Source organism: Hahella sp. CCB-MM4, assembly GCF_002260525.1.
Classification (GTDB): domain Bacteria; phylum Pseudomonadota; class Gammaproteobacteria; order Pseudomonadales; family Oleiphilaceae; genus Hahella.
Window position 1 is genome coordinate 33,524 of sequence record NZ_MRYI01000021.1, and the last position, 22,531, is coordinate 56,054.

Below are 22,531 nucleotides of genomic sequence, written 5' to 3' on the forward strand. Positions count from 1 at the left end.
GGCATTCAGTTCAGACTATTATTTTAATCAAGTCAGTTGTGATTGGAATTCAAAACCTCTGAACCAATTACCCATTTAGTGTTAAACCATTTCTCTTAGAATCTGTATGTCAACACTTGCAATAATACCTGCTCGAGGCGGCTCAAAAGGTATCCCGCGCAAAAACTTACGCCCGGTAAATGGAAAACCACTGCTATTTTACTCCATACAGGCATGCCTGATGGCGGAAGAGATAGATGCGGTAGTCGTTTCCACTGATGATGATGAAATTGCATTATTTGCAGAGAGATTCGGAGCAAAGGCACTTATCAGACCCCAAAGCCTCTCTGGTGATGAGGTAACAATTGACCCGGTTGTAATTCATGCGACAGAACAAGCTGAGCTGCAACAGGGAACAAGCTATGACTTTGTGATTACAGTCCAACCGACATCCCCTCTTATCAGGTCAGTTGAACTCGACGAAGCGCTACTGAAACTTAAACAGTCCGATCAAAGCGATAGCATTTTATCTGTAGTAGATGATAGGCATTTATGCTGGACAACTGATGGAACAGGAAAAACGATTCCAGAGTATGAGAAACGGGTTAATCGACAGCACTTACCCGCCAGATTCAAAGAAACCGGAGCCCTGATTGCCTGTAGAAGAAATATCCTGGATTCAGGAACTCGAATCGGAAACAACATTCTTCTCTACGAAATGCCGCCCAGTAGAAGCTTCGACATAGACTCTTACACTGATTTAGTACTGTGTGAAGCAGTGCTTAGAAGAAAGAGAATCGCATTTGTCGTGACAGGTAGCAAAACCACGGGTACCGGGCATGCATATAGGGCCCTGCTGATTGCAAACGAACTAGTCCATCATGACCTGTGTTTTATTATGCACGCCGATGACACTGTTGCGCTTGATATAATCCGCAGCCATAACTATGAAACTCATGTATCGCAAGACATACAAACAACTATCCAATACTTGAAGCCTGACCTTGTAATCAATGACACGCTGGATACAGCCGTAGATTACGTAAATTTCCTCAAGCACCTGCATGCCAAAGTAGTGACCTTTGAAGATTTAGGTGGTGGTGCTGATATCTCTGATCTGGTTATTAACGCGCTTTACCCATCCTCAGCAAACGACCGCGATGATTCTAGAGTAAAGACAGGCCCCCAATACTTCTGCTTGCGAGATGAATTTATCCATTTACCTCCCAAGAAAAATAATAGTGATGAAACTAATCTACTCCTGACATTTGGCGGGGTGGATGAAGGAAACCTGAGCCTTAGATGCCTGAAATCAGCTATCAAGGTTATCAAGGAACTTCATATCACATGCAGAATCACAGTTATTGTAGGCTCAGGTTACCAGCACTTTAGCGACCTGACCAAAAATGCTCAGAAATATCAAGATATTGCAAGTATAGAAATCATCCAGAAAACCCAAAGAATATCAGATTTCATGGTAAATGCTGACTTTGCAATTACCTCTGGCGGACGAACCGTTCTTGAGCTTGCTTCAACGACAACTCCCATGATTGTCATCTGCCAAAATCAACGAGAAACCTCTCACGACTTATTAAAAACCAATCCAGGAATCATAAACTTAGGTTTGAGAACTGACGTCATTGATTCTCAAATTGAAGATGCCATAAACAGACTCCTGTCTGATAAGACATTTCGCTCCTCGATGGAGGAAGAACTTCGAGATGTGGATCTCACTCGGGGAAAGCAGAGAGTTATTGGGTTAATTAACGATATTCTAGGAAACTAACAATCATGGTTACCTTTGAAATAGGCAAATTCACAGCCAGCCCCTATTCCCCCTACATCATAGCGGAGGTAGGAGTTAACCACGAAGGTTCATTGGAAACTGCCAAGCTGTTAATCAAGCAAGCAAAGGATGCAGGGGCCCACGCAGTCAAATTCCAGTCCTATAAAGCAGAAAAAATCGCTTCTAAATATAGCCCAGCATACTGGGATTTAACTAAAGAACCGACAAAAAGCCAGTATGAGCTTTTTAAAAAGCTGGATTCCTTCGGCGAGCAGGAATACGAGATTCTGGCGGACTATTGTCGCAATATTGGCATTGATTTTATGTCAACGCCTTTTGACCTGGATGCCGTAGAATACCTAACACCATTGGTACCGGCCTTTAAGATCGCATCGGCCGATATTACAAATACACCACTGCTAAGGGCAGTGAGCAAAACTGGGAAGCCCATAATAGTTTCCACCGGTGCTTCCACATTGGCGGAGATTGAATTTGCATTGCAAACCTGCCGGCAGGCTGGAGCAAAAAATATTGCGCTCCTACACTGTGTACTAAACTACCCTACGCCCTTGGAGCAAGCCCAGTTATCTAACATTCAAATGCTTAAAAGGGTCTTTCCAGAAACAGCAGTCGGTTACTCAGACCACGTTATTCCCGATGAAACAATAAGCGCTTTGGAAGCCGCTACTCTGTTTGGAGCCTTAATCCTTGAAAAACACTTCACTCACGATAAGAAACTTCAAGGAAACGATCACTACCATGCAATGGATGCCACTGACTTAACTAGATTCGTAGATAAACTGGCTACCTATAGGGACCTTATTGGCTCCGAATCCCAGCATCTAGAAAACCAGACAGCAGCCAGACAACATGCACGCCGCTCGGTCGTAGCAAACAGGGATATCAAGCAAGGTGAAGTGCTAACCGAAGATAATCTGACAGCAAAGAGACCCGGACACGGGATCAGTCCAATCCATTGGGATGAGGTAATTGGAAAGCAGGTCAGACAAGACATAAAAAATGACACCTTAATTTCATGGGATATGTTGATTGGCTAAGTCGACTATGAATAAAGATCTGCCTGAATATATTCTTCTTACCGGAGGTAAAAATAACTGTGGAGACTTCCTGATAAAACATCGTGCCAAGGAGCTACTAAAGCAGTTACGTCCAGATAGAAGTTTCCAGGATTGGGACGCTTGGCATCAAATTACCGATGACGATCTAGAAGTTATCAACAATTCCAAAGCTTTGGTCCTGACAGGCGGACCTGCTATTCAAACTCAAATGTACCCCTTGGTTTATCCTCTTACTGACAACCTGAGTAAAATCAAAGTACCAATCATATGCTTCGGATTAGGGGCCAAGCCCAACTCAACTATTCTGGAACTGGGCCATTCTCATAAACTCTCTAACAGGACTCTGGATCTCTTAGATCGAATAAATCAAAGCGGCCACATATCAAGCGTCAGAGACTATGTTACGGCCAGACTACTCGAAAAGTACGGATTCTATAACTTCACTACAACAGGTTGTCCTGCTCTTTATTCGCTGACCAATCAAAGTAATCAGACTACGCCAGACATCAGGCGCATTACGTTTTCGACTAGCGCTAACTTTGCACATGACAAAAATCTGGAATCACAAATGAAGAGGATAATTTTGTCATTATCAGAAATAGCGGGAACTACTCTGAACGTAGCTTTTCATCACTCACTTGATAGCACTTACCTGAACACCCATAACGCCAATTCAAAGCTGTTCTATAAGCAACGAGAGCTAAAAGAATGGCTTGACCGCATAAATGTCCCTTGCATCGATATTTCTGGCAGCGTGGATAATATGCTGGATCTATACAGTCAAACAGACATTCATGTAGGCTATCGCGTTCATGCTCATATTTTAATGTGCAGCTGGGCTAAAGACTCCATTTTGATTGCAGAAGATGGCAGGTCTACTGCTCTGAAAGAGGTGATATCCAGCGAGATTTTAAATGCTTATGAATATAAGCACTTTTCAATTTCCAAAAAGCTGGAACGCTTAACTGGGTCCTTCATAACCCTAAGGAAGGTCTCATCAATGGTTCCTGAAAGAATCTGTAAAACAGTAAAGCAAATCATTGATAAAAATCACCATGAATCCAAAAGGGTCTCCGCGCTAATCAATACTCAACTTAATGTTATGAAAGACTTCATTAGGCAGATGCCATAAAACAAGATGCTGAAGTCTACACTTATAAGCCAATCTGCGATTTATTTATTAACAAATATCATAAATAAGTCCATACCATTTTTACTGCTCCCGGTAATTACCAGATACCTCAGCCCGAGCGAATATGGGGTATTGGCAGTATTCCAGGTTATTGTTTCGTTCTCCTCACCTTTTGTTGGTCTAAGTCTGCACACACATATAACCAGGAACTTCAAAAAGTCTACCGAGCAACACCTGAGGAGCATCATCAGAAAGATCATTGCCATACTCATATCTTCGACAGTATTGGCTCTATTTCTTATATCTACATTTATTGCAATTAATACAAGCCTGGAGATATTGTCACTTCCTTTTTCGACCGTATGGTTAGATGCAGCGCCTTTAGTATCATGCCTATCTGCATTTAATTTGATCTCTTTGTCAATTTACCGCAATGAAGGACAGCCAAAACGATATGCCTATCAAGAGATAGCACGTACACTTGTGACTGCGTCAGCCACTCTTTTTCTTCTCATCAATCTTGAATTTGGTTGGTACGCGATAATACTGGCCCAATTACTAGGGCTCATGATCGCTTCAGTGATTGGGCTCCTATATTTACATAACAAAAAGTATTTGAAGCCTAGTCAGGAAGAGGGAACAGAATTAACCTCTAATATCCTTCGGATCAGCATTCCAATGATCCCTCATACTCTGTCATCAGCGGCAATAATGTTAATAGACAGACTGTTCATATCTTATTATTTAGACTCTCAGAGTGTCGGAATATATTCCCTTGGTTATCAGATTGGCTCAATCACATCTATCCTGATAGATTCATTCATATTAGCCTGGTCTCCTTGGTTTTATGCATACTTAAACCAGAATAAAGACAAGATTTACCTGGTAAAAAGAATTTATTTGTGTGCTATTTTATTCTTGGGAATTGGTGTTCTAACATCAATTTTGTCTCCCTTAGCGATAAAATTAGTCACACCTGAGTCCTATCATGGAGCAACGATCATCGCGTCAATGATTTCTCTGGCAGCCATTCTTCATGGTTTCTATAAGCTTGTTTTCCCGTTTTTAGTTCATGTCGGTAAAACTGGTTTTTTAGCTCTAAGTACCACTACAGCCGCAATCACCAACATTGTATTTAATATCCTCCTAATCCCAGTTCTTGGGCTAGAGGGAGCCGCGATAGCAACAGCCCTATCATTTGGAGTTAGTTTTCTTCTTGTTTTTCTCAGAGCAAATTATTTATTTAAGATGCCTTGGTTTTTAAATGACGGCAAAAAATAGCCCTATCACGCTACATCAGTTTTGTAAGGCTTTCTGGGAACTGGAGAGTCGCCACAATTTACTGGATCTCAAAGTCGGCGATGTTTATATCTGGCAGGCGGTACGCATGAACGCGTATTACTTGATTGCACAGAAAAAAAACGTTCTTGAGCAACCTCACTCTACTCCATTGAAAACCAGCTTCAACCATAAACTCAAGAGGCTTTTGAGGAAGATTTCTAAAATTGTTAGAGACCCCATTTTTAATAAGGTGCGGATGATTGATAACAAAAATGCCGCCACCTGTATCGTCGAACACCCCCGGACAAAGCACTACAAAAATACAGTTTGCGACATATATACAGAGAGCCTGCTTGAAGATCGAGAACTCTCCTCCAACTTGCTGTTATTGGACAATAACACCAACCAAAAATCCCAAAAGACTTACCACCCCTGCAGGAGAGATCTTGGCTTTACTGATGCGATATCAGATGCTCTGGGAACTGTGATATCAATAGCTCTAAGTTTTTCGTCAAATGCGATAAAACTACGTAAACTTCAGGAAGCCATCATTAAAGAGTTTCAGATCAATGCACTCCCGAAAAACTATCTTTTAACACACTACAGCAAGTTTGTTGTAAGAAGATTTCTGATAAAAACGGTTTTCAGAATTTATCAAATCAAGACTTTATATATAGTTGTCTCCTATCAGCACGCCGCCATTATTTCTGCTGCGAAAAAGCTAGGCATTAAAGTTATAGAGTTACAGCATGGCACATTCTCAAAGTATCATTTAGGTTATAGCTTCCCTAACTTACAAACCACACTGCATTATTTCCCCGACTATTTCGGTTGCTGGAGCGAATTCTGGCGGCAGCAATTTACAAGGCTGGCGTCCCCTGCATCAAGCTATGTCCATGGGTTTCCCTATTTATATGATTCTTTGGCGAAATATAAGAACGTACAAAAGATTCCCATGACTATCGCCGTCGCTTCCCAAGGCGTGCTGGGTAACCGCCTGGCTTCAGTACTGATGAGTCACGCCTATCGACTCAGGAAATTTAAAATCACCTACAAGTTACATCCTGGGGAATATGGTAGATGGAAGGAATATGAGGCCTTCAAGAATATATCCCTTCCTGACAACATCACTGTTGTCGAAGATTGTGACCTATACACACTCCTAGCAGAATCTGAATTTATAATCGGCGTCTTCTCTACCGCAATCTTTGAAGGACTGGAACTTGGAGCAAAGCCGGTGCTGGTAGACTTGCCAGGAATTGAATATATGGAAGACTTACTGGTCACTGGCAACGCATTACAGTTTAATCAATTTTTAGACGAGTACGGAACCAATGCCTGACACTCCTTTAGTTTCTGTCTATATTGCCACTCACAACAGGGCCGACCTACTCTCCAGAGCAATAGATTCGGTATTGAATCAATCCTATAAGAATATTGAAATTATTGTTGTTGATGATGGCTCAATTGATCAAACACCACAGAGACTAGAGCAACTGTCAATCAAGATCGACAACCTGAAACACTTCAGATTTGAGGAAGCACGGGGCGCTTGTGCCGCAAGAAATCTCGCAATTCAGGAAGCAAGCGGACAATTTGTTACTGGGCTCGATGATGATGATGAGTTTTTGCCCAACAGAATTGAGGAGTTTGTCCGGAATTATTCACCAGAATACAGCTTTATATGCTCAACTCACTACTCCAGAATTGATCATCAGCTAGTGCCCTCTCCCCTACAAAAAAGAGAAGTCTCGCTTTCGGACTTTAAGAAAAAAAACTACTGCCAAAATTTATTTGCCGAGAGGAGCAGAGTACTTTCAATTGGAGGCTATGACACCACATTGCCTGCTTGGCAGGACTACGACTTTTCTTTCCGACTGTGCGAAAAATTTGGCGTTGCACTTAAACTGGACAACTGCTCATACATCGTAGATTGCACAGCTGCCGATCAACGAATCAGTACCAGCCCAAAGACATTGGAAGGTTATCGGATGTTCATGGAAAAGCATGGACACAAACTGACAACAGCAGAAAAAGACATGCAACTTGCTAACAGTCTATTCAACCGTCGGGTATCAACCACATTCATCGAGTGTTTTACCAAAGTTCATTACAATCCAGCACGCTACAAGCTTTTTAAGCTTTACGTTCTCACACATTATCCCCGGCTATACTATTTTCTGGTGCATACAGCGCGGCACTGGACTAACTTTACTGCCAAAAAGTAGTAACTTGTATGAGAATAGTATTCAGCACTCTAACCAAAGAGTTAGACCTTCATCAAACTCCGGTTGTAAACATCGAGCAGCCTGCTCGCGACTGACAAAGAATCCAACTTAAGACTGACCAATCGCTCACGACCGGATGTTCTATCGAAATTTTCTGCAAACGCCAACGCTTTCTCCAATGCGGAGGCCACATCCTCAGCGTCTTGCCTCACGACAAAACAACCTTGAATATCCTCAAGTAGCCAGCTGACATCACCGACATCTGTCGCAACGATGGGGCATCTACAGGCCATAGCTTCTTTGACAACATTCGGAGATCCTTCATATAAGGATGTCAGCAACATGACATCAGCGGCGCAATACCACTGAGCAAGCTCCGATTGGGACAAATTATATATAGGTATCAGGGCAACCGATCTATCGCCCAGCTTTTGCAATGACTTTTGTGCTAACAGATAATTTTTTTCCGGCCTTGAAGGATCCGAAGGGAAAAGTATGACCTTTTGATGAGGAGATAAATCCAGTCTCTTCCTCGCTATGCTTTTACCAATACACTCAAAACGATCAAAGTTAACACCATTAGGAATTACAGAGCCTTTCACCTTATCAGGCAGCATTGCCAGCATGTCTTCGGACTTAACAATGACCTCACGGCTGAAAATTAAGGCGACTATACGGCTGATCGCTCTCACAACGATTCCAACGGCAGACAAACGACCGTCAGCCTTCCTTTTTCCATACAAGTCAGTTCCCATCAAAGAAAGAACCAAAACGCTTCTCCGTCCACAACCGAGCCCTGCAATCAGGCCTGAAAGACCATAATGGGCATGAACGACATCAAAATATTCTTTCGAAATCTTCCTTCTCAGATGTACCACAGACTTCAAATAATCCGCCACTCCTCCTCCGTCTATGGTGTAGTATTGAACGTTAACTCCCTGGCTCTCTAACGACTCACCCTGAGCAAGGATCAGTGGCGAAGGCATGCCTTTGCTTCGAGACCGACTCACAAAAAGTACATTCATACAAAAACCGAGCTATCGAGCGTTACAAACCTTTCTCGTGATGTAACCAGATTCATCTGATACTCCCAGTTCCTTATGGAAACCAAGAGCCATATCCTCATCGCATGGTCCACTTGGCCACTTTGGTGCTCCTTCCAGATTTGTTGGATGAACTCTCGCCGGATAAATCTCTCAACCAGCCCTGAATCATCGAACAATTTACTGTATGCCCACTCCCGCAATTCACCTCTCAGCCATTTTGCCAGAGGAATTGAAAACCCCGTTTTTTGCTTTGAAAAATACAGTTCAGGCGCTTTTTCCCTAACATAGTTCCTTAACGGCAGCTTGGTTGTCCCATCCTTGACCTTGTCACTGACCTGCAGCCCATTAACATACTCAACCAGTCGATGATCCAACAGTGGCGCCCGACACTCGAGCGAGCTTGCCATAGATGCGATATCCACTTTAGTCAAAATGTCATCAGGCAAGTACATACATTGGTCTATTTCAGGCCAACGGGAATCCCTCGGCCCAGTACAAGCCTCATGGTATCTATGGTGAATAGATTCCGAATGGAACCCCCCCTTGGACAACCGCTCAGAGAATCCAGGCATAAAGGCCTTATTTTGCCAAAACTCATGAAACATATGGCTCCTGTTATTTCCCTTTGTTTCGAGCCTCCCAGCACTTGCAACAAAGTCAATGCCGCGCTTTAAGTTTGCCCCACAGGGTAAAGTTTTGACCAAATTGGCAATAGCACATCTAATCCCATAGGGTACCGTGCCCAGAGCGGCATAGTATCGCTCTAATCCGTAGCGGTTGTATCCAAAAAAGACCTCATCCCCTCCATCTCCGGAAAGAGCCACCTTCACATCCTCCCGAGCGGCCTTGGCGACCAAGTACGTTGGAACAAAGGAATAGTCCGCAAATGGCTGCCCATAATGTCTTGCCAACTTCTCTGATAGCTCGCCTAACCTTGCATCAACCTGAATGTCCCGGTGACGACTTCCTATAACCTTGGAAGTATTGCTGGCGATCAAGGATTCATCCTCTAGACCGATATAGGCATTGTTGGAAATAGTATAGGTTCTAACAGGCTCTCGGGATAAAGATGCGGCACTCAAGGCCACCGTAGTGGAGTCCACTCCGCCGGACAAAAACACACCAGACTCAACGTCAGCGATCAGCCTCGATTTAACAGCATTATTTAGCAAATCACTGAACTCTTCCGAGTCAAACGATCTCTGTGCCCCCATTTGAGGATGCCAATATCTGCTTACTTCAATGCTATCAAAAGTCTTAGAAACTCTAGCTGTATGTCCTGCCGGCAATGAATAGCAGTTCTTGTAAATAGTTAAAGGCGATGGAACATATCCGTGTCTCAGGTATTCGCCCATAGCCAAGTCATCTACAATGGGTGAAAATGATGACAGGTGCCAAAATGCGTGCAACTCGCTCGCAAATGCCAAACAGTCTTCGCCAACATAATAATATAGCGGCTTTTCTCCAAATCGATCCCTAGCGAGAAACAGCGTATCGCGCTTTACATCATAAATTGCAAAAGCGAACATACCGTTCAGCTTGTGAACCATGTCTTCAGCGAACTCCTCCCATAGGTGAACCAGGACCTCTGTATCACCATGGTTTCGAAGAACATGTCCTTTCCCAGTCAGGAAGTTTGCAAGCTCCTTATAATTATAGATTTCACCGTTGAAAGTTACCCAAACAGTCCCGTCCTCATTACTCAGAGGCTGCCGGCTTCCTTGCAAATCGATAATGCTGAGACGCCGATGTCCCAGATAGGCTTTATACGGCTGCTCACACTGAGCCCGACTTAGTACCCCCCCACTTCCAGAGCCGGGATTAAAAGCTGCAACACCGGCATCGTCGGGGCCTCTATGCTCCAGAGACTCGACCATGCGTAGAACTTCAGTCGCCCTGTTAGCAGGCGAACTACCGTATATCCCGGCAATACCACACATTAAAACACCTCTATAGAACGTTCTGACTGAAACCGGAGCGATTCACTTCTTTGATACTAGGACATAAAAAAAAGGAAGGGGCGTATTCCAGCCATATATGAAGGCACGTCGTAGCACTTACTTTTTCGAGTTGGAAGAAACCACTTCTTCTATTTTTGAGATGACAAACTTTGGCATATCAACCATTCCCGACAACATCTCTTCAGCTCTAGCGCGAAACTCTTTTTCCGGAACCCCTAACACATCACGCACTGCCGAAAGAAGCTCATTTTTGTTGAGTGAACGAACGTTGTTTACCAACTTATATCTAGTCTCCTGTTCATCTGTGTATCCACGCCCTGTTTCTGCACAGTACACTGACGGCACCCCCAAGACTGCAGCCTCTGAAGCCATCGTTGCGCTTTCTCCAACATACAACCGACAGAAAGCCAACAAGTGGTGAATATCTTGAAAGTGTCCGCGGTACCGGTACTTTTCATACCTAGAAGGAAGTGGTGCCTCCGATGTAATTATGACGTTATTATCCTTCAGTTCCTCCAGCAGGGCATCCAACAGATCGGTATTCCAACCTTTTTCTCCAATATCGTGATTAGCTTGCCAGGAAACCATTCTGATCAAGACATTAGGTACATCTCTTTTCAGCCCGCAGGCTAGCGCTATGTCCAGGTTAGGCTCAAAATAAGGTCTTTGGAGGTAGGATAATTCATGGTATCCCGGGTAACGATCACCTTTCCCCTTGGGCAACCACCCTTGATAGCACCTGGGAACATATATTTTAGTTGCAAACGGATAGGTAATCCTGTTTTGAAGTGATGCATTTTCAGTGTCATAGAACACTATTGATGGAGTACCACTAAGAACCCCCGTATGCGTAATGAAGGTACCACCTATGGCAATCATGACATCAGGACGGTACCTACGCACCACTTTGTATAAACGCCAGTCTCTGAATATTAGTTCCTTCAAAAGCCCGAAAAGGCCAGTCTGTGCTTTTGACAGCATCAGATGCTTTTCTCCGAAGGAATCCAGCAGCTCAAGAGTACAATCCTTGTCTCTGCTTGTAACAACAACATCATCTCCCCTCTCTCGTAGGGACGTTATGATGTTCTTAAAAAAGTGAGCATGTGCTGGGTGGTTTACATCAACAAGAACTCTCAAGGGTTAACTACCTTTGGTATTTTTACCTTCCGAGTACAAGAGCAAGGTTACCTGTTCAGATACAAGCCCAATCAGAAAAACCAATACAGAGGTTATTAACAGCAGTGCACTCATATTAGTGAACCTGTTAAACATCATATAGGTATAAAGGTAGTACCCCACCCCCACACTGAAGAAGAAGAAACTGATGGGAGTAAACATCTTTAATGGTGAGTACAGAGTCCCTATCTTAAAAATGATGAGCAGGAATCTGATCCCGTCCCGGAGAAGATTTATATGACTCTTGCCAACTCTTTTTTCTACTTTCATAGGCAAGTAGTAAACTGAATAACCAGATCTGAAGAAAGCCATAGTGGACGTTGTCGGGTAGGAAAAACCGTTAGGCAATAAATAAATAAATTCTCGGAATTTATCTGCCCTTACAGCCCTAAAGCCTGAGGTAAGATCTTCAATTTTATGTCCAACCATCCAAGAAGCTAGAGCATTATATAAAGAGTTTCCTGCCAAACGACCAAGACTTGCCTGCGACTCACTCCCTCGACTACCTACTACAAGATCATAGCCTGCAGAAATTTTTTCAAGCATCGAAGGTATATAGTCAGGGTTATGCTGGCCATCAGCATCAAGAAAAACAAATATTTCTCCCGTAGCATTCCGTGCCCCCGTTTTAATTGCACTTCCATTACCCTGACTGTATGGGTGAGAAATAACCCTTACCTTATCGAATCTTTTACAAACTTCCACTGTATCATCAGTAGAACCATCGTCCACGACGATGATTTCTGACACGTCTTCTATAGCTACTAACCTCGGAAGCAACCCAGTTAAACCCGCGGCCTCATTTTTTGCGGGAATAATACAACTGACACTTTTATTCGATTCCATTAACAATCTTCTTTTATGAATGGTTTCCAGGGAAGCTTACCGTATCCAGAACTAAATCAAGTAAAAAACGCAGATAGCTCAGTACGACAGACAGAGGCCTCTATTCATAGCCAAGAGTACCCAGCAAGTCAAATAGTGACTAATTGTGTCACTTACATGAAACCGGCAAAAATACAGAATCTATCGATGTATTAGCATCAGCCAGAACTCCGGCATTGCCGCATTGCCAGGTTACCCCACCATCAGTAGATGCGAAGGCAATCGTACCATTGGCAATTGATGCATTGACCCCACCGGGTTTAAAAGTTGCCTGAATGACAACTGTTGCTCCCGCAGGAATTAACGTCATGGCTCCGACATACTTACCGTTAGTTATAGCGTTTACGTCAGCCAAAACAGGAAATGCCCCTGTTGACTGATAGGTTTCTGCTACAACAGTCCTGATTCCTCCAAGCAATTCCAAAGCTTCACTTACCTGTGACCTGGCCAGATAACTCTGATAGGCTGGTATTGCTATCGAAGCCAAAATTCCAATGATCGCCACCACGATCATCAGTTCAATGAGAGTAAACCCCTTCTCCAATTTAGCCATTTCTTCCCCCGAAACTTTAACCACTTAATAAAACAAATCAAAATTCGGGCCAATATTTAGTTAGTCTGGAATATCAAAGACTGAACAGTTTCCAATTCATGCGTATATTGACAATCTTGCCCTTTACTCTCACATAACACTCGGGCCTTCTCATACAGTTTCTTGGCTTCGAGAATATTGCCAGCCAAATACTTTCTCTGGCTAAGGCTCAATAAGATGTCCACTCTTTCCTTATAACTTAAGGCAACCTCCAACGCGCTAATCGCCTTATCCGCCTCCCCCACTTTCTCGTACACTTGCGACTCAAGTATGCTCAGCTCAGCCCCCCATATCTGATAGTTGTTATTAGATTTTAGAGCATCGAGCATAATTAGAAGCTCATCATATTGGACAACCATGCATTGCCCAGAGAGTTCCTTATTCACTAATTCCTGAATAATACGGACCGTTTCCAAATAGTATTTCCCCTGGGAAAGCCTATTTTCAATGACTGATAATGATGGTTTTTCAACATCTTTCTTAGTACAACCAATTTCCAACCAAAGCAAAATCTTACTTGGATCATCGGAAAAATGTTCGTTTGTTTCCTTATAGAATCGCGCTGCTGCATCAGTCATTCCCAAATTGTTTAGATACATGCCTACATGAGCATGAGCACGATTAGATCCTTTGTTGTTGTTATAAATATAGATGGCCAGCTTCAGTGGATTATCCCACACTCGAGAGAGAAAACTGGATGTAACAGCTAGATTCCCCGCCCATACAACTGCCAGAAAAATTACAAGGTATGATGCTATAGAGTGCCCCTTTTGCCTCAAAACATAAAAGGCGTCTGTTACTAAGCACAATATAATCAATATAACACCAATAGAAGCCAAATAGTTGCGATGCTCAAAGTATAACTCTAAGGGAATAATGGTGGATTCCAGAATATGCCATATATAGAAATTCAGAATCCCAAGAGAAATAACCGGCAGACGTTTTCTTATCAATATAGCCAGCCCAATGGATCCAATATGAAACAATAAACAAAACACCGTCTCCAACGGCTGAAACAATCCCTTTGAAACAGGGTAATTATCAAAAATGAACTTGAAGCTCTCGGCCCTTGCAAGCGATATTGATTGCAAGTAGTCGAGCAACACTCTGGTCTCTGTAAGCATTCGCTCTACGGGACCAAAATCTCTCTGGACATATCCCTTTAAAAGATAATCAAAACCTATAACAGCAGCCATCACAACCAACAGGACAGGAAGATATATCAGGCATAATCTGAGCCTACCAATAAGTAATGAAACAGGTTCAGTACGAAGCACGGTCATTTCCAGTGCAACAACCATCCCCAAGGACAGGATAGCGTTCTCTTTGGAAAGTATCCCCAGGACAAGAAGAAGCAAAGCAACCAATAGCTCCGCCAACAATCTTACAGTCACCTTATCGCTCCCACTCCTTCTTATATGTATGTACATAACAAGAAACATCAGCGAGAAGAAAGCGGACAAAAGCGTCATCCTTTGAACCACATAAAAGACGGATGAAATTTGCATTGGATGAATCATCCATACAACGCTAACGACTACAGCAAGGGGAGTTGATCCATATCGGGTGTTTTTTAGAGCAGACGCAAGAAAGACATAAAGAAGAAGGGAGTTAAGAATATGAATAACGAAGTTAACTACCTTGAAATCAAATGGTATATCAGGCCAGCTTTGATGCTGAAAATAGAAAGAAGCATAAGATAACGGACGCCCTATATCCCCTAAATCGAAGTAAAAAATATCTTTAAGAGAAGTGAGCTCATTGAATGCAGGAACAGAAGACAGTCCACGAAGATTAGGGAAGTCGTCCAGTAAAAATCCCCCATACAATGCGGGATAGAAAATATAGATGGCAAAAAAGACACTAAGTAGAAGAACAGTGCAGGAAACGAACTTATTTTTTATCATATTCTTACAGTTAAAAAAGAAAAGCCCTCACATGTGAGGGCTTTTCTCAGTGTAGCTAATGAGCTATTACTTACAAGAAGACGGCAGGTATTGGTCACCAACAGTGTTAGTGGCAGCGGAATTACCAAGCTCACCACAATCCCAAGTAGAACCACCATCGTCAGAAGCGATTGCAAATATTGCGCCTTGGATATTAGCGTTAACCCCAGTAGCCTGCAGTTGTGCAGAGATAACGAAGTTACCGATGGTGCCTGTGATCGTCATGAAGTCAACATATTTTGCAGCGTCGGTACCAACACCACCACTGTATGCACCAGCACCTAAATCTGCCAGGCTAGGCACAGTACCAGTGTTTTGAATAAATTCAGCAGCAGGCGCCTTCAAACCAGCAGTCAGGTTCACAGCTTCAGTTACCTGCGAACGAGCAATATAGTCTTGGTATGCAGGAATTGCTACGGCGGCCAAAATACCGATGATTGCAACAACAATCATCAATTCAATCAGGGTAAAACCTTTTTGTACTGATTTCATAAATCATTCTCCGAATATCGAGCTATAAATTTTCGGCCAAGCGTGACCGCCCGCACCTTGCCATGAACGAAGCAGTCTTCATGCCAAGTTTTCCAAAAAACTCTCTGCTGCTTTATTATCAAACACTTAAGACAGTTATATTTTATCCACACCAAAGACAACCAGAGTCCTCGAGCTGCCCCGCAGCGTTTATAAGTGACAATTTTTGTCACCCTGACTTTTTAGGACACATAAATCTTAAAATGCACCTTTCCAACTCCAAGGATAAGGCCTAAACTTTTGATTATTTGAACAATCTTACCGGTCCATTATTTTATGATTCTGACAACTTCCAGTGAGCAACTATGAACACGCAGGCGCCCTCCCCCTTAACTGGACTTGCAAGAAGATTTGTCCTGGACAATTTAATAGAAGAACAGGTTGCAAGAGACGCCCAGAAAAGCTCTATTACGAACAAAATCCCATTTGTATCCTATTTGGTACAAAACCAGCTGGCTGACCCAAAACAACTGGCTTACTCAGCGTCAGCGGAGTTTGGTGTACCAGTATTTGATCTCGACAGCGTATCCACGGAGCAGATTCCAGAAAAGATCGTCGAAGAGAAACTGATTCGAAAACATCACGCTCTTCCGCTTTTCAAACGCGGCAACCGGCTATTTATTGCAGTCGCTGATCCAACTAATCTCCAGGCTCTCGATGAGATAAAATTTCACACCGGCCTGAGCACCGATGCCGTTCTCGTCGAGGAAGACAAACTATCCAGCTCCATTGAGCGATATCTTGACTCCCAGGAACAACCTCTGGGCGATTTTGATGACGGCGAGCTTGGCGATATTGATATTGAAGCAGGGGACGATACAGATCGCGACGATGATGCATCTTCTGATCAAGATGACGCCCCTATCGTCAAATACATCAACAAGATGTTGCTCGACGCTATAAAATCCGGAGCATCCGATATTCACTTCGAGCCTTATGAAAAAACCTATAGGGTGAGATTCAGGACTGATGGGATTCTTCACGAAGTCTCTAAACCATCCATAAAGCTCGCGGCCAAACTTGCTGCCAGGCTAAAAGTCATGTCGCAACTGGATATATCCGAGCGACGAGTTCCTCAGGATGGCCGTATCAAGCTGAAACTATCCAAAACAAAGGCTATAGATTTCCGGGTAAACACACTTCCTACACTGTGGGGAGAGAAAATCGTATTGCGGATTCTTGACCCTAGCAGCGCCAAACTGGGCATAGACGCACTTGGTTATGAAGAAGCTCAGAAAAAGATGTACCTTGATGCTCTGGCACAACCCCAAGGCATGATTCTAGTGACAGGCCCCACCGGTAGCGGCAAAACAGTATCGCTTTACACCGGCCTGAATATTCTCAACACGACTGAGCGCAACATATCCACTGCAGAAGATCCGGTTGAGATTAACCTGGAAGGAATCAACCAGGTCAACGTTAGCACCAGAGTGGGACTGGACTTCTCTTCCGCACTGCGTGCTTTCCTTCGTCAGGATCCCGACGTCGTCATGGTTGGGGAGATCCGAGATCTTGATACTGCTTCTATCGCTATTAAGGCCGCTCAAACCGGACACTTAGTTCTTTCAACCCTTCACACCAACAGCGCCCCTGAAACTCTGACGCGCTTAATGAACATGGGGGTTCCTGCATTTAATATTGCCACATCTGTCAGCCTGATTATTGCTCAGCGTCTGGCAAGGCGTCTTTGCAACGAATGCAAAGAAGAAATGTCTGTTCCCGAGCAAGTGCTTAAGGAGGAGGGCTTCACAGATGAACAAATTAAAACAGGTTTTAAATTGTATACACATAAAGGCTGTGCTAAATGCAAGGATGGTTATAAGGGGCGCGTAGGTATCTACGAGGTTGTCCGAATTACTCCAGCAATGCAGGAATTGATAATGAAGGAAGCCAGCTCTATTGAAATTGCTAAGCAGGCACAGGCAGAAGGCTTTAACAACCTCCGCCAGTCAGCCCTCAAAAAAGTTATAGACGGACTGACAAGCCTCGAAGAAGCGAATCGTGTGACGAAGGATTAATTTTATGGCTCAGGCAGCACAAAAAGCATCTACCTTTGTCTGGGAAGGTACAGACAAGAAGGGGCAAAAAACCAAGGGTGAAGCCTCTGGTTCCAATATCGCCCTGGTAAAGGCACAGCTACGAAAACAGGGTATCAACCCTACCAAGGTCAGGAAAAAACAGCAGAGTATTTTTAGTAATAAAGCAAAGAAGATTACGCCGTTCGACATTGCTATTTTTACTCGACAAATGGCGACAATGATGAAAGCGGGCGTACCTCTTGTTCAATCATTCGATATTGTTGCCGACGGCCTGGAACATCCGTCCCTGCGAACTTTAGTTTTAGATATCAAGAATGAAGTTGCTGCAGGTAATAGCTTCGCTGGAGCACTCTCTAAGCATCCCAAACATTTTGACAGCCTGTTCTGTAACCTGATTGATTCTGGCGAGAAGTCCGGTGCATTGGAAACCATGCTGGATCGGGTTGCCACCTACCTTGAGAAAACAGAGACACTCAAGAAAAAAGTCAAAAAAGCCATGACCTACCCTATTGCAGTATTAGTCGTAGCAGTCGTGGTCACCGGCATTCTGCTGGTAAAAGTGGTTCCCCAGTTTCAGGAACTTTTCCAAGGCTTTGGCGCAGACTTACCTGCGTTTACCCAGTTCGTAATTAAAATATCAGAAGCACTGCAAGAATCCTGGTACATCATCCTGGGAGTCATGATTGCACTGGGTTATGCCTTTGCTGAAGGTAGAAGAAGGTCAGAAAAGTTTTCCGATGCAGTTGATGCCTACATTTTGAAGCTGCCTATTATGGGCGACATTCTCCATAAATCAGCGGTAGCAAGATTCGCCAGGGTACTGTCGACAACCTTTGCAGCCGGTGTTCCTCTTGTCGATGCACTGGATTCTGTTGCTGGCGCTACAGGAAATGCCGTTTTCCGCAAAGCCGTATTTAAAATTCGCGATGAAGTATCAGCAGGTACCCAATTGCAGTTCAGCATGAAATCCACCGGTGTATTCCCTGCCATGGCCGTCCAGCTAACGTCAATTGGTGAGGAATCGGGCGCTCTGGATGATATGCTGGAAAAAGTCGCCGACCACTATGAAGCAGAAGTGGATGATGCGGTTGATAACCTGACAGCGCTGATGGAACCGATGATCATGGCGGTACTGGGCGTTCTCGTGGGCGGCCTCATTGTCGCCATGTACCTGCCGATATTCCAGCTCGGTTCAGTCGTATAAACCCCACTGTTTGTCTAATAGCCTCGCTCAAGCGAGGCTTTTTATTTATGTAGTCTCAGAAATTATGGAATCCATCTTTACCCAACTTAACCAGAATCCAGCCCTGCTCTACTTTACCGTTGTTATTTTCGGCTTAACGGTAGGCAGCTTTTTTAATGTCGTCATATTCCGTATGCCAAAGATTCTGGAGCAGGAGTGGCGGGCACAATGTGCCGAGTTGATGGAACAGGAATTACCTGGAGATCAGCCAAAAATCACGCTATCCACTCCCGCCTCAACCTGCCCAAAATGCGGACATCGAATCAAGCCATGGGAGAATATTCCTGTCGTGAGTTATCTTGCCTTAGGCGGTAAATGTTCTGCCTGCAAGACCAGGATTTCGATGCGTTACCCTATCATTGAGGTGATAACAGCAATCCTGGCTACCGTAGTGGTATGCCAGTTTGAGCTATCATGGATTGGACTTGCAGCCATCGCGTTCAGTTGGGCGCTGTTGGTACTCTCGATGATTGACTTCGACACCCAGCTTTTGCCTGACATTATTACCCTCCCCCTGCTCTGGGTGGGACTTCTAGTCAACACCCAAGGATTCTTTACCTCACTCGAGGAAGCCGTATGGGGAGCTGTTTTAGGCTATATGGCGCTTTGGTCGGTATACCATCTATTCAAGCTTATTACCGGAAAAGAAGGCATGGGGTTTGGGGACTTTAAACTTCTTGGGGCTCTTGGTGCCTGGCTCGGCTGGAAGATGTTACCGCTGATCATTCTGCTTTCTTCACTTGTCGGAGCCATCGTTGGACTGCTACTCATCGCCGTCATGGGAAGGGACAAGAATATTCCTATCCCATTCGGCCCTTACCTGGCTGCCGCCGGCTGGATCGCCATGATGTGGGGAGACGACATCGTATCGGGATATCTCAATTTACTGAATCCCTCCTGATAGGTAGCATTAAAAGCCCGGCATCCAACAGATAAACCATATCGAACTCTATGAATAACACACTTGTTATTGGCCTGACCGGTGGAATAGGCAGCGGAAAGTCCGCAGCCATGGCCGCATTCCAGTCTTTGGGAGTTCCGTGCATAGACGCGGATCAAGTGGCCAGAGAGGTTGTGGAACCAGGTAGTGCCGCATTAACCAGTATTGCAGAACACTTTGGAGCAGATGCCATTCTCCCCGATGGGGGCCTGCATCGGGCATATCTGCGTCAAAGAGTATTTGCTGACCCCATTGAGAAAGTCTGGCTGGAAGCGCTGCTTCACCCCCTGATTAATCGCCGGATTCGCGACTGGCTTACCCAATGCAATGCCCCTTACTGCATTCTCAGCTCCCCGTTATTGCTGGAAACCAGGCAACATGAGTTAGTCAATCGAATCCTGTTAATTGATGTTCCCGAGCACTTGCAGATCTCACGAACCATGGGACGGGACAGTAATAGTGAAGATCAGGTACGTGCGATTATGGCCGCCCAGTCGCCACGGACGTTTAAACGCTCGAAAGCCGATGATATCATTCTTAATGATCAGGATCTGACACACCTATCCGATGAAGTAAGTAAGCTTCACAGACAGTACAAGCAATTAGCAAGAGAATATAAGGCCCAAACATGACCACAGTGCAATGCCCCACATGCAAAAAAGAAGTGACATGGTCAGAAGAGAGCCCTTATCGCCCATTCTGTAGCAAACGTTGTCAATTAATCGACTTAGGTGCCTGGGCTTCCGAGGAATACCGAGTGCCTGAGTCACAAACTCAGGATGAATGGTCTGAGACGTCAGAATCTATTGAAATCCCCAGGCACTAATTTCCCGTTATCTTCTGGAACGTGGGTAGCCGAAACAAATTCCAATTAGTCAGAAAAATAATAGAGAATACACTATGCCGGACTGCCTGTTTTGCTTGATTGCCAAAGACCACGAGCCGTCCTCGTGTGTATTCGAAGACGCAGACTGCAAAGTTTTCCTGGATATCTACCCCGTCAGCAAGGGACATATGCTGATCATTCCCAAGAATCACTACGTTACCTATGATGAACTCAGTGACCGGTTACGGGAAAGTCTGTCCAAGGTTACCCACCTTATGTGCAAGGCGGTAATGGCGTCAGATCTGGCCCCGCTGGGATACAATATCCAAGTGAACAATGGTACGGCTGCCAACCAGCACGTACCCCATCTGCATATTCACGTAATCCCTCGGTATAGAGGTGATGTCATCAAGGTAATGACTCACTTTCTTTTACAGGCACCTGGCATATTTATCGGGAAACGGAGTCATAAATCGCTGTCACCCGTCGTTGACATCATCCGGTCAGCCATTTCAGATTTAGAGAATCAGCCAACTATATCAACCGGGTGATTGCTGTTAGTCAGTTTGTCTAGAGTGCGCCATCAAATGGATAACCGTCATGCCTGATCAGATTGTATTGGAACCCATCGGGGCTATTCGATCTTGCTATCCCGAAAAATTCGGAGTCCCCCGACAACCCGGTCTGGTTAAAAGTGCCAATGCATTCATTCATTTTCACCCGCCCTATAGCAACCCAGAGTGCTTTACCGGACTTGAAGCTTTCAGCCACCTCTGGGTAACGTTCCAATTTCATAAGAACATTGATCAGGGTTGGAAACCCCGGGTAAGACCTCCAAGACTTGGAGGAAACAAGTCCTTGGGAGTGTTTGCCACCAGAGCCCCCTTCCGACCAAATGGGTTGGGGTTGTCAGCAGTCAGCCTGATAAAAGTTCATACAAATGAGGAAGGTGTCTGCCTGGAGATCGAAGGGGGGGATTTTGTTGACGGAACACCGGTACTCGACATCAAGCCTTATGTGGCCTATACAGACGCTCTGGAGGCGACATCCGGTTTCGCTAAGGACAAACCCCAAGCAAAACTACCTGTAATATTCGAGCCTAAAGCGACTATGTTTCTGGAGTTGCAAGGCCAAGGGTATAGAAACCTGAAGGACCTGATTATAGAGACGATCAGCCTGGACCCCCGGCCTCAATACAAAAACTCCGACGATAAGAAAATTTATGGATTGGCCCTGTTTGATCTGAACATCAAATGGCGGGTATCAGCAGGCACAGCCTACGTGGAAAGTATTGAACCCGGCAATCAATGAAGCAGGGCTAATTTACTGGGAACCGGGATCACTCTCAGGAAATTCTGTGGCGTACTTTTCAATCCATTCCCGGGCTGCTTCCTCCCCGGACAACATCCTTTTCTCATTTATGTAGACTTCTCGTTTGTAGTGCTCGATATGGCAAATCTGCTCGACCATTCGTGCGGCATAGGCGTCTTCCAGACTCAGAAAACTCAAGCCTACCTCATACCCCAAAGAGGTGTAGTGACACCACATCACTTCTGCAATCATTTCAAAGGGTGGCACCACAGCTTTAATAACCACCTTGACCTTTTCTCGCACCGGATACGGCCTTGAGGTGGTGCAACACATTCCTCCGCTACTGATATTCTGTAACCTGGTAGCCTGCTCTTCGGTGGGAGTGGCGGCATCATCCTGGCTTTTTTCAATCGCTATCGGAATGTCCGTAGGGTGTCGAATAAACTGACGCATACTTTGACCGGTCATCATAAGGGGGCTCCATAAAGAGAATTTCCCTGCCCTTTCTTATACTAATTAGGCCATGACCCGCTAAATTTCAACACTTGCA

The 22,531-nt window shown here is 44.5% G+C and carries 20 protein-coding genes and 2 pseudogenes; 14 read left to right on the top strand and 8 right to left on the bottom strand.

The genetic code is table 11. From position 1 onward, the window contains the following. Positions 1 to 106: 106 nt before the first annotated feature. From BTA51_RS25465 to BTA51_RS25490, 6 genes are read left to right on the top strand one after another with little or no spacing between them, the layout of a single operon-like run. Positions 107 to 1,765 carry a cytidylyltransferase domain-containing protein gene (locus BTA51_RS25465; RefSeq protein ID WP_094711904.1) on the top strand — a complete coding sequence of 553 codons (1,659 nt, stop codon included), beginning with the start codon at positions 107 to 109 and terminating at the stop codon, positions 1,763 to 1,765. 5 nt (positions 1,766 to 1,770) lie between these two features. Beyond that, the gene (locus BTA51_RS25470) at positions 1,771 to 2,823 is read left to right on the top strand and encodes an N-acetylneuraminate synthase family protein (RefSeq protein ID WP_094711905.1); all 1,053 of its coding nucleotides are present in this window, start codon (positions 1,771 to 1,773) and stop codon (positions 2,821 to 2,823) included. A gap of 7 nt (positions 2,824 to 2,830) precedes the next feature. Further along, a complete protein-coding gene (locus tag BTA51_RS25475; RefSeq protein ID WP_141215674.1) occupies positions 2,831 to 3,976 on the top strand; it encodes a polysaccharide pyruvyl transferase family protein in 1,146 nt (381 codons plus the stop codon). Positions 3,977 to 3,982: 6 nt separating this feature from the next. Next, complete coding sequence (locus BTA51_RS25480; RefSeq protein ID WP_094711907.1) at positions 3,983 to 5,257, top strand: oligosaccharide flippase family protein; 1,275 nt, start codon at positions 3,983 to 3,985, stop codon at positions 5,255 to 5,257. Then, positions 5,241 to 6,599: a hypothetical protein gene (locus BTA51_RS25485; RefSeq protein WP_094711908.1), complete on the top strand. Its 1,359-nt coding sequence runs from the start codon at positions 5,241 to 5,243 to the stop codon at positions 6,597 to 6,599. The genes BTA51_RS25480 and BTA51_RS25485 overlap by 17 nt, the downstream gene beginning before the upstream one ends. Further along, positions 6,592 to 7,485, top strand: coding sequence for a glycosyltransferase (locus tag BTA51_RS25490; RefSeq protein ID WP_094711909.1), 894 nt, complete (start codon positions 6,592 to 6,594; stop codon positions 7,483 to 7,485). Before BTA51_RS25485 ends, BTA51_RS25490 begins: the two co-directional genes overlap by 8 nt. 41 nt (positions 7,486 to 7,526) lie before the next feature. Here the strand turns inward: BTA51_RS25490 and BTA51_RS25495 are convergent, their stop codons facing one another. From BTA51_RS25495 to BTA51_RS30705, 7 genes are all read right to left on the bottom strand, one after another. Then, the gene (locus tag BTA51_RS25495) at positions 7,527 to 8,510 is read right to left on the bottom strand and encodes a glycosyltransferase (protein WP_094711910.1); all 984 of its coding nucleotides are present in this window, start codon (positions 8,508 to 8,510) and stop codon (positions 7,527 to 7,529) included. Further along, positions 8,507 to 10,471 carry an asparagine synthase (glutamine-hydrolyzing) gene (gene asnB / locus BTA51_RS25500; protein ID WP_094711911.1) on the bottom strand — a complete coding sequence of 655 codons (1,965 nt, stop codon included), beginning with the start codon at positions 10,469 to 10,471 and terminating at the stop codon, positions 8,507 to 8,509. The genes BTA51_RS25495 and asnB overlap by 4 nt, the downstream gene beginning before the upstream one ends. Before the next feature lie 117 nt (positions 10,472 to 10,588). Then, positions 10,589 to 11,629: a DUF354 domain-containing protein gene (locus BTA51_RS25505; protein WP_094711912.1), complete on the bottom strand. Its 1,041-nt coding sequence runs from the start codon at positions 11,627 to 11,629 to the stop codon at positions 10,589 to 10,591. A gap of 3 nt (positions 11,630 to 11,632) precedes the next feature. Beyond that, positions 11,633 to 12,514 carry a glycosyltransferase family 2 protein gene (locus BTA51_RS25510; protein ID WP_094711913.1) on the bottom strand — a complete coding sequence of 294 codons (882 nt, stop codon included), beginning with the start codon at positions 12,512 to 12,514 and terminating at the stop codon, positions 11,633 to 11,635. A 148-nt stretch (positions 12,515 to 12,662) separates the two neighbouring features. Continuing rightward, positions 12,663 to 13,106, bottom strand: coding sequence for a pilin (locus BTA51_RS25515; RefSeq protein WP_094711914.1), 444 nt, complete (start codon positions 13,104 to 13,106; stop codon positions 12,663 to 12,665). 56 nt (positions 13,107 to 13,162) lie between these two features. Next, positions 13,163 to 15,052, bottom strand: a complete 1,890-nt coding sequence (locus BTA51_RS25520) for a hypothetical protein (protein ID WP_094711915.1) — start codon at positions 15,050 to 15,052, stop codon at positions 13,163 to 13,165. A 66-nt stretch (positions 15,053 to 15,118) separates the two neighbouring features. Then, on the bottom strand, positions 15,119 to 15,583 hold the full coding sequence (locus BTA51_RS30705; RefSeq protein WP_094711916.1) for a pilin: 465 nt from the start codon (positions 15,581 to 15,583) through the stop codon (positions 15,119 to 15,121). A gap of 344 nt (positions 15,584 to 15,927) precedes the next feature. On the opposite strand from BTA51_RS30705, the gene pilB reads away from it, so the two are divergent. The 8 genes and pseudogenes from pilB to tsaA all read left to right on the top strand — a co-directional run bounded on the left by pilB (position 15,928) and on the right by tsaA (position 21,981). Further along, positions 15,928 to 17,640: a type IV-A pilus assembly ATPase PilB gene (gene pilB, locus BTA51_RS25530; protein ID WP_094711917.1), complete on the top strand. Its 1,713-nt coding sequence runs from the start codon at positions 15,928 to 15,930 to the stop codon at positions 17,638 to 17,640. A 4-nt stretch (positions 17,641 to 17,644) separates the two neighbouring features. Continuing rightward, positions 17,645 to 18,865: a type II secretion system F family protein gene (locus BTA51_RS25535; RefSeq protein WP_094711918.1), complete on the top strand. Its 1,221-nt coding sequence runs from the start codon at positions 17,645 to 17,647 to the stop codon at positions 18,863 to 18,865. 64 nt (positions 18,866 to 18,929) lie between these two features. Further along, positions 18,930 to 19,298: pseudogene (locus BTA51_RS30950) on the top strand (A24 family peptidase); the annotation flags it as partial. A gap of 54 nt (positions 19,299 to 19,352) precedes the next feature. Then, positions 19,353 to 19,688: pseudogene (locus tag BTA51_RS30955) on the top strand (A24 family peptidase); the annotation flags it as partial. Between the two features lie 167 nt (positions 19,689 to 19,855). Further along, positions 19,856 to 20,476, top strand: coding sequence for a dephospho-CoA kinase (gene coaE / locus BTA51_RS25545; RefSeq protein ID WP_094711920.1), 621 nt, complete (start codon positions 19,856 to 19,858; stop codon positions 20,474 to 20,476). Further along, positions 20,473 to 20,670 carry a DNA gyrase inhibitor YacG gene (gene yacG / locus BTA51_RS25550; RefSeq protein ID WP_094711921.1) on the top strand — a complete coding sequence of 66 codons (198 nt, stop codon included), beginning with the start codon at positions 20,473 to 20,475 and terminating at the stop codon, positions 20,668 to 20,670. The genes coaE and yacG overlap by 4 nt, the downstream gene beginning before the upstream one ends. Before the next feature lie 44 nt (positions 20,671 to 20,714). Continuing rightward, positions 20,715 to 21,221, top strand: coding sequence for an HIT family protein (locus tag BTA51_RS25555; protein WP_256385764.1), 507 nt, complete (start codon positions 20,715 to 20,717; stop codon positions 21,219 to 21,221). A gap of 49 nt (positions 21,222 to 21,270) precedes the next feature. Beyond that, entirely contained in the window at positions 21,271 to 21,981 is a 711-nt protein-coding gene (gene tsaA / locus BTA51_RS25560; RefSeq protein WP_094711923.1) for a tRNA (N6-threonylcarbamoyladenosine(37)-N6)-methyltransferase TrmO, read from the top strand. Between the two features lie 12 nt (positions 21,982 to 21,993). Here tsaA and BTA51_RS25565 read toward each other — a convergent pair whose 3' ends face one another. Next, positions 21,994 to 22,452, bottom strand: a complete 459-nt coding sequence (locus BTA51_RS25565; RefSeq protein WP_094711924.1) for a PilZ domain-containing protein — start codon at positions 22,450 to 22,452, stop codon at positions 21,994 to 21,996. Positions 22,453 to 22,531: the final 79 nt, after the last annotated feature.

Coding starts and splice junctions, on each gene's coding strand:
- BTA51_RS25465 (WP_094711904.1), top strand. CDS start 107: ATGTCAACACTTGCAATAATACCTGCTCGAGGCGGCTCAAAAGGTATC.
- BTA51_RS25470 (WP_094711905.1), top strand. CDS start 1,771: ATGGTTACCTTTGAAATAGGCAAATTCACAGCCAGCCCCTATTCCCCC.
- BTA51_RS25475 (WP_141215674.1), top strand. CDS start 2,831: ATGAATAAAGATCTGCCTGAATATATTCTTCTTACCGGAGGTAAAAAT.
- BTA51_RS25480 (WP_094711907.1), top strand. CDS start 3,983: ATGCTGAAGTCTACACTTATAAGCCAATCTGCGATTTATTTATTAACA.
- BTA51_RS25485 (WP_094711908.1), top strand. CDS start 5,241: ATGACGGCAAAAAATAGCCCTATCACGCTACATCAGTTTTGTAAGGCT.
- BTA51_RS25490 (WP_094711909.1), top strand. CDS start 6,592: ATGCCTGACACTCCTTTAGTTTCTGTCTATATTGCCACTCACAACAGG.
- BTA51_RS25495 (WP_094711910.1), bottom strand. CDS start 8,510: ATGAATGTACTTTTTGTGAGTCGGTCTCGAAGCAAAGGCATGCCTTCG.
- asnB (WP_094711911.1), bottom strand. CDS start 10,471: ATGTGTGGTATTGCCGGGATATACGGTAGTTCGCCTGCTAACAGGGCG.
- BTA51_RS25510 (WP_094711913.1), bottom strand. CDS start 12,514: ATGGAATCGAATAAAAGTGTCAGTTGTATTATTCCCGCAAAAAATGAG.
- BTA51_RS25515 (WP_094711914.1), bottom strand. CDS start 13,106: ATGGCTAAATTGGAGAAGGGGTTTACTCTCATTGAACTGATGATCGTG.
- BTA51_RS25520 (WP_094711915.1), bottom strand. CDS start 15,052: ATGATAAAAAATAAGTTCGTTTCCTGCACTGTTCTTCTACTTAGTGTC.
- BTA51_RS30705 (WP_094711916.1), bottom strand. CDS start 15,583: ATGAAATCAGTACAAAAAGGTTTTACCCTGATTGAATTGATGATTGTT.
- pilB (WP_094711917.1), top strand. CDS start 15,928: ATGAACACGCAGGCGCCCTCCCCCTTAACTGGACTTGCAAGAAGATTT.
- BTA51_RS25535 (WP_094711918.1), top strand. CDS start 17,645: ATGGCTCAGGCAGCACAAAAAGCATCTACCTTTGTCTGGGAAGGTACA.
- coaE (WP_094711920.1), top strand. CDS start 19,856: ATGAATAACACACTTGTTATTGGCCTGACCGGTGGAATAGGCAGCGGA.
- yacG (WP_094711921.1), top strand. CDS start 20,473: ATGACCACAGTGCAATGCCCCACATGCAAAAAAGAAGTGACATGGTCA.
- tsaA (WP_094711923.1), top strand. CDS start 21,271: ATGCCTGATCAGATTGTATTGGAACCCATCGGGGCTATTCGATCTTGC.
- BTA51_RS25565 (WP_094711924.1), bottom strand. CDS start 22,452: ATGATGACCGGTCAAAGTATGCGTCAGTTTATTCGACACCCTACGGAC.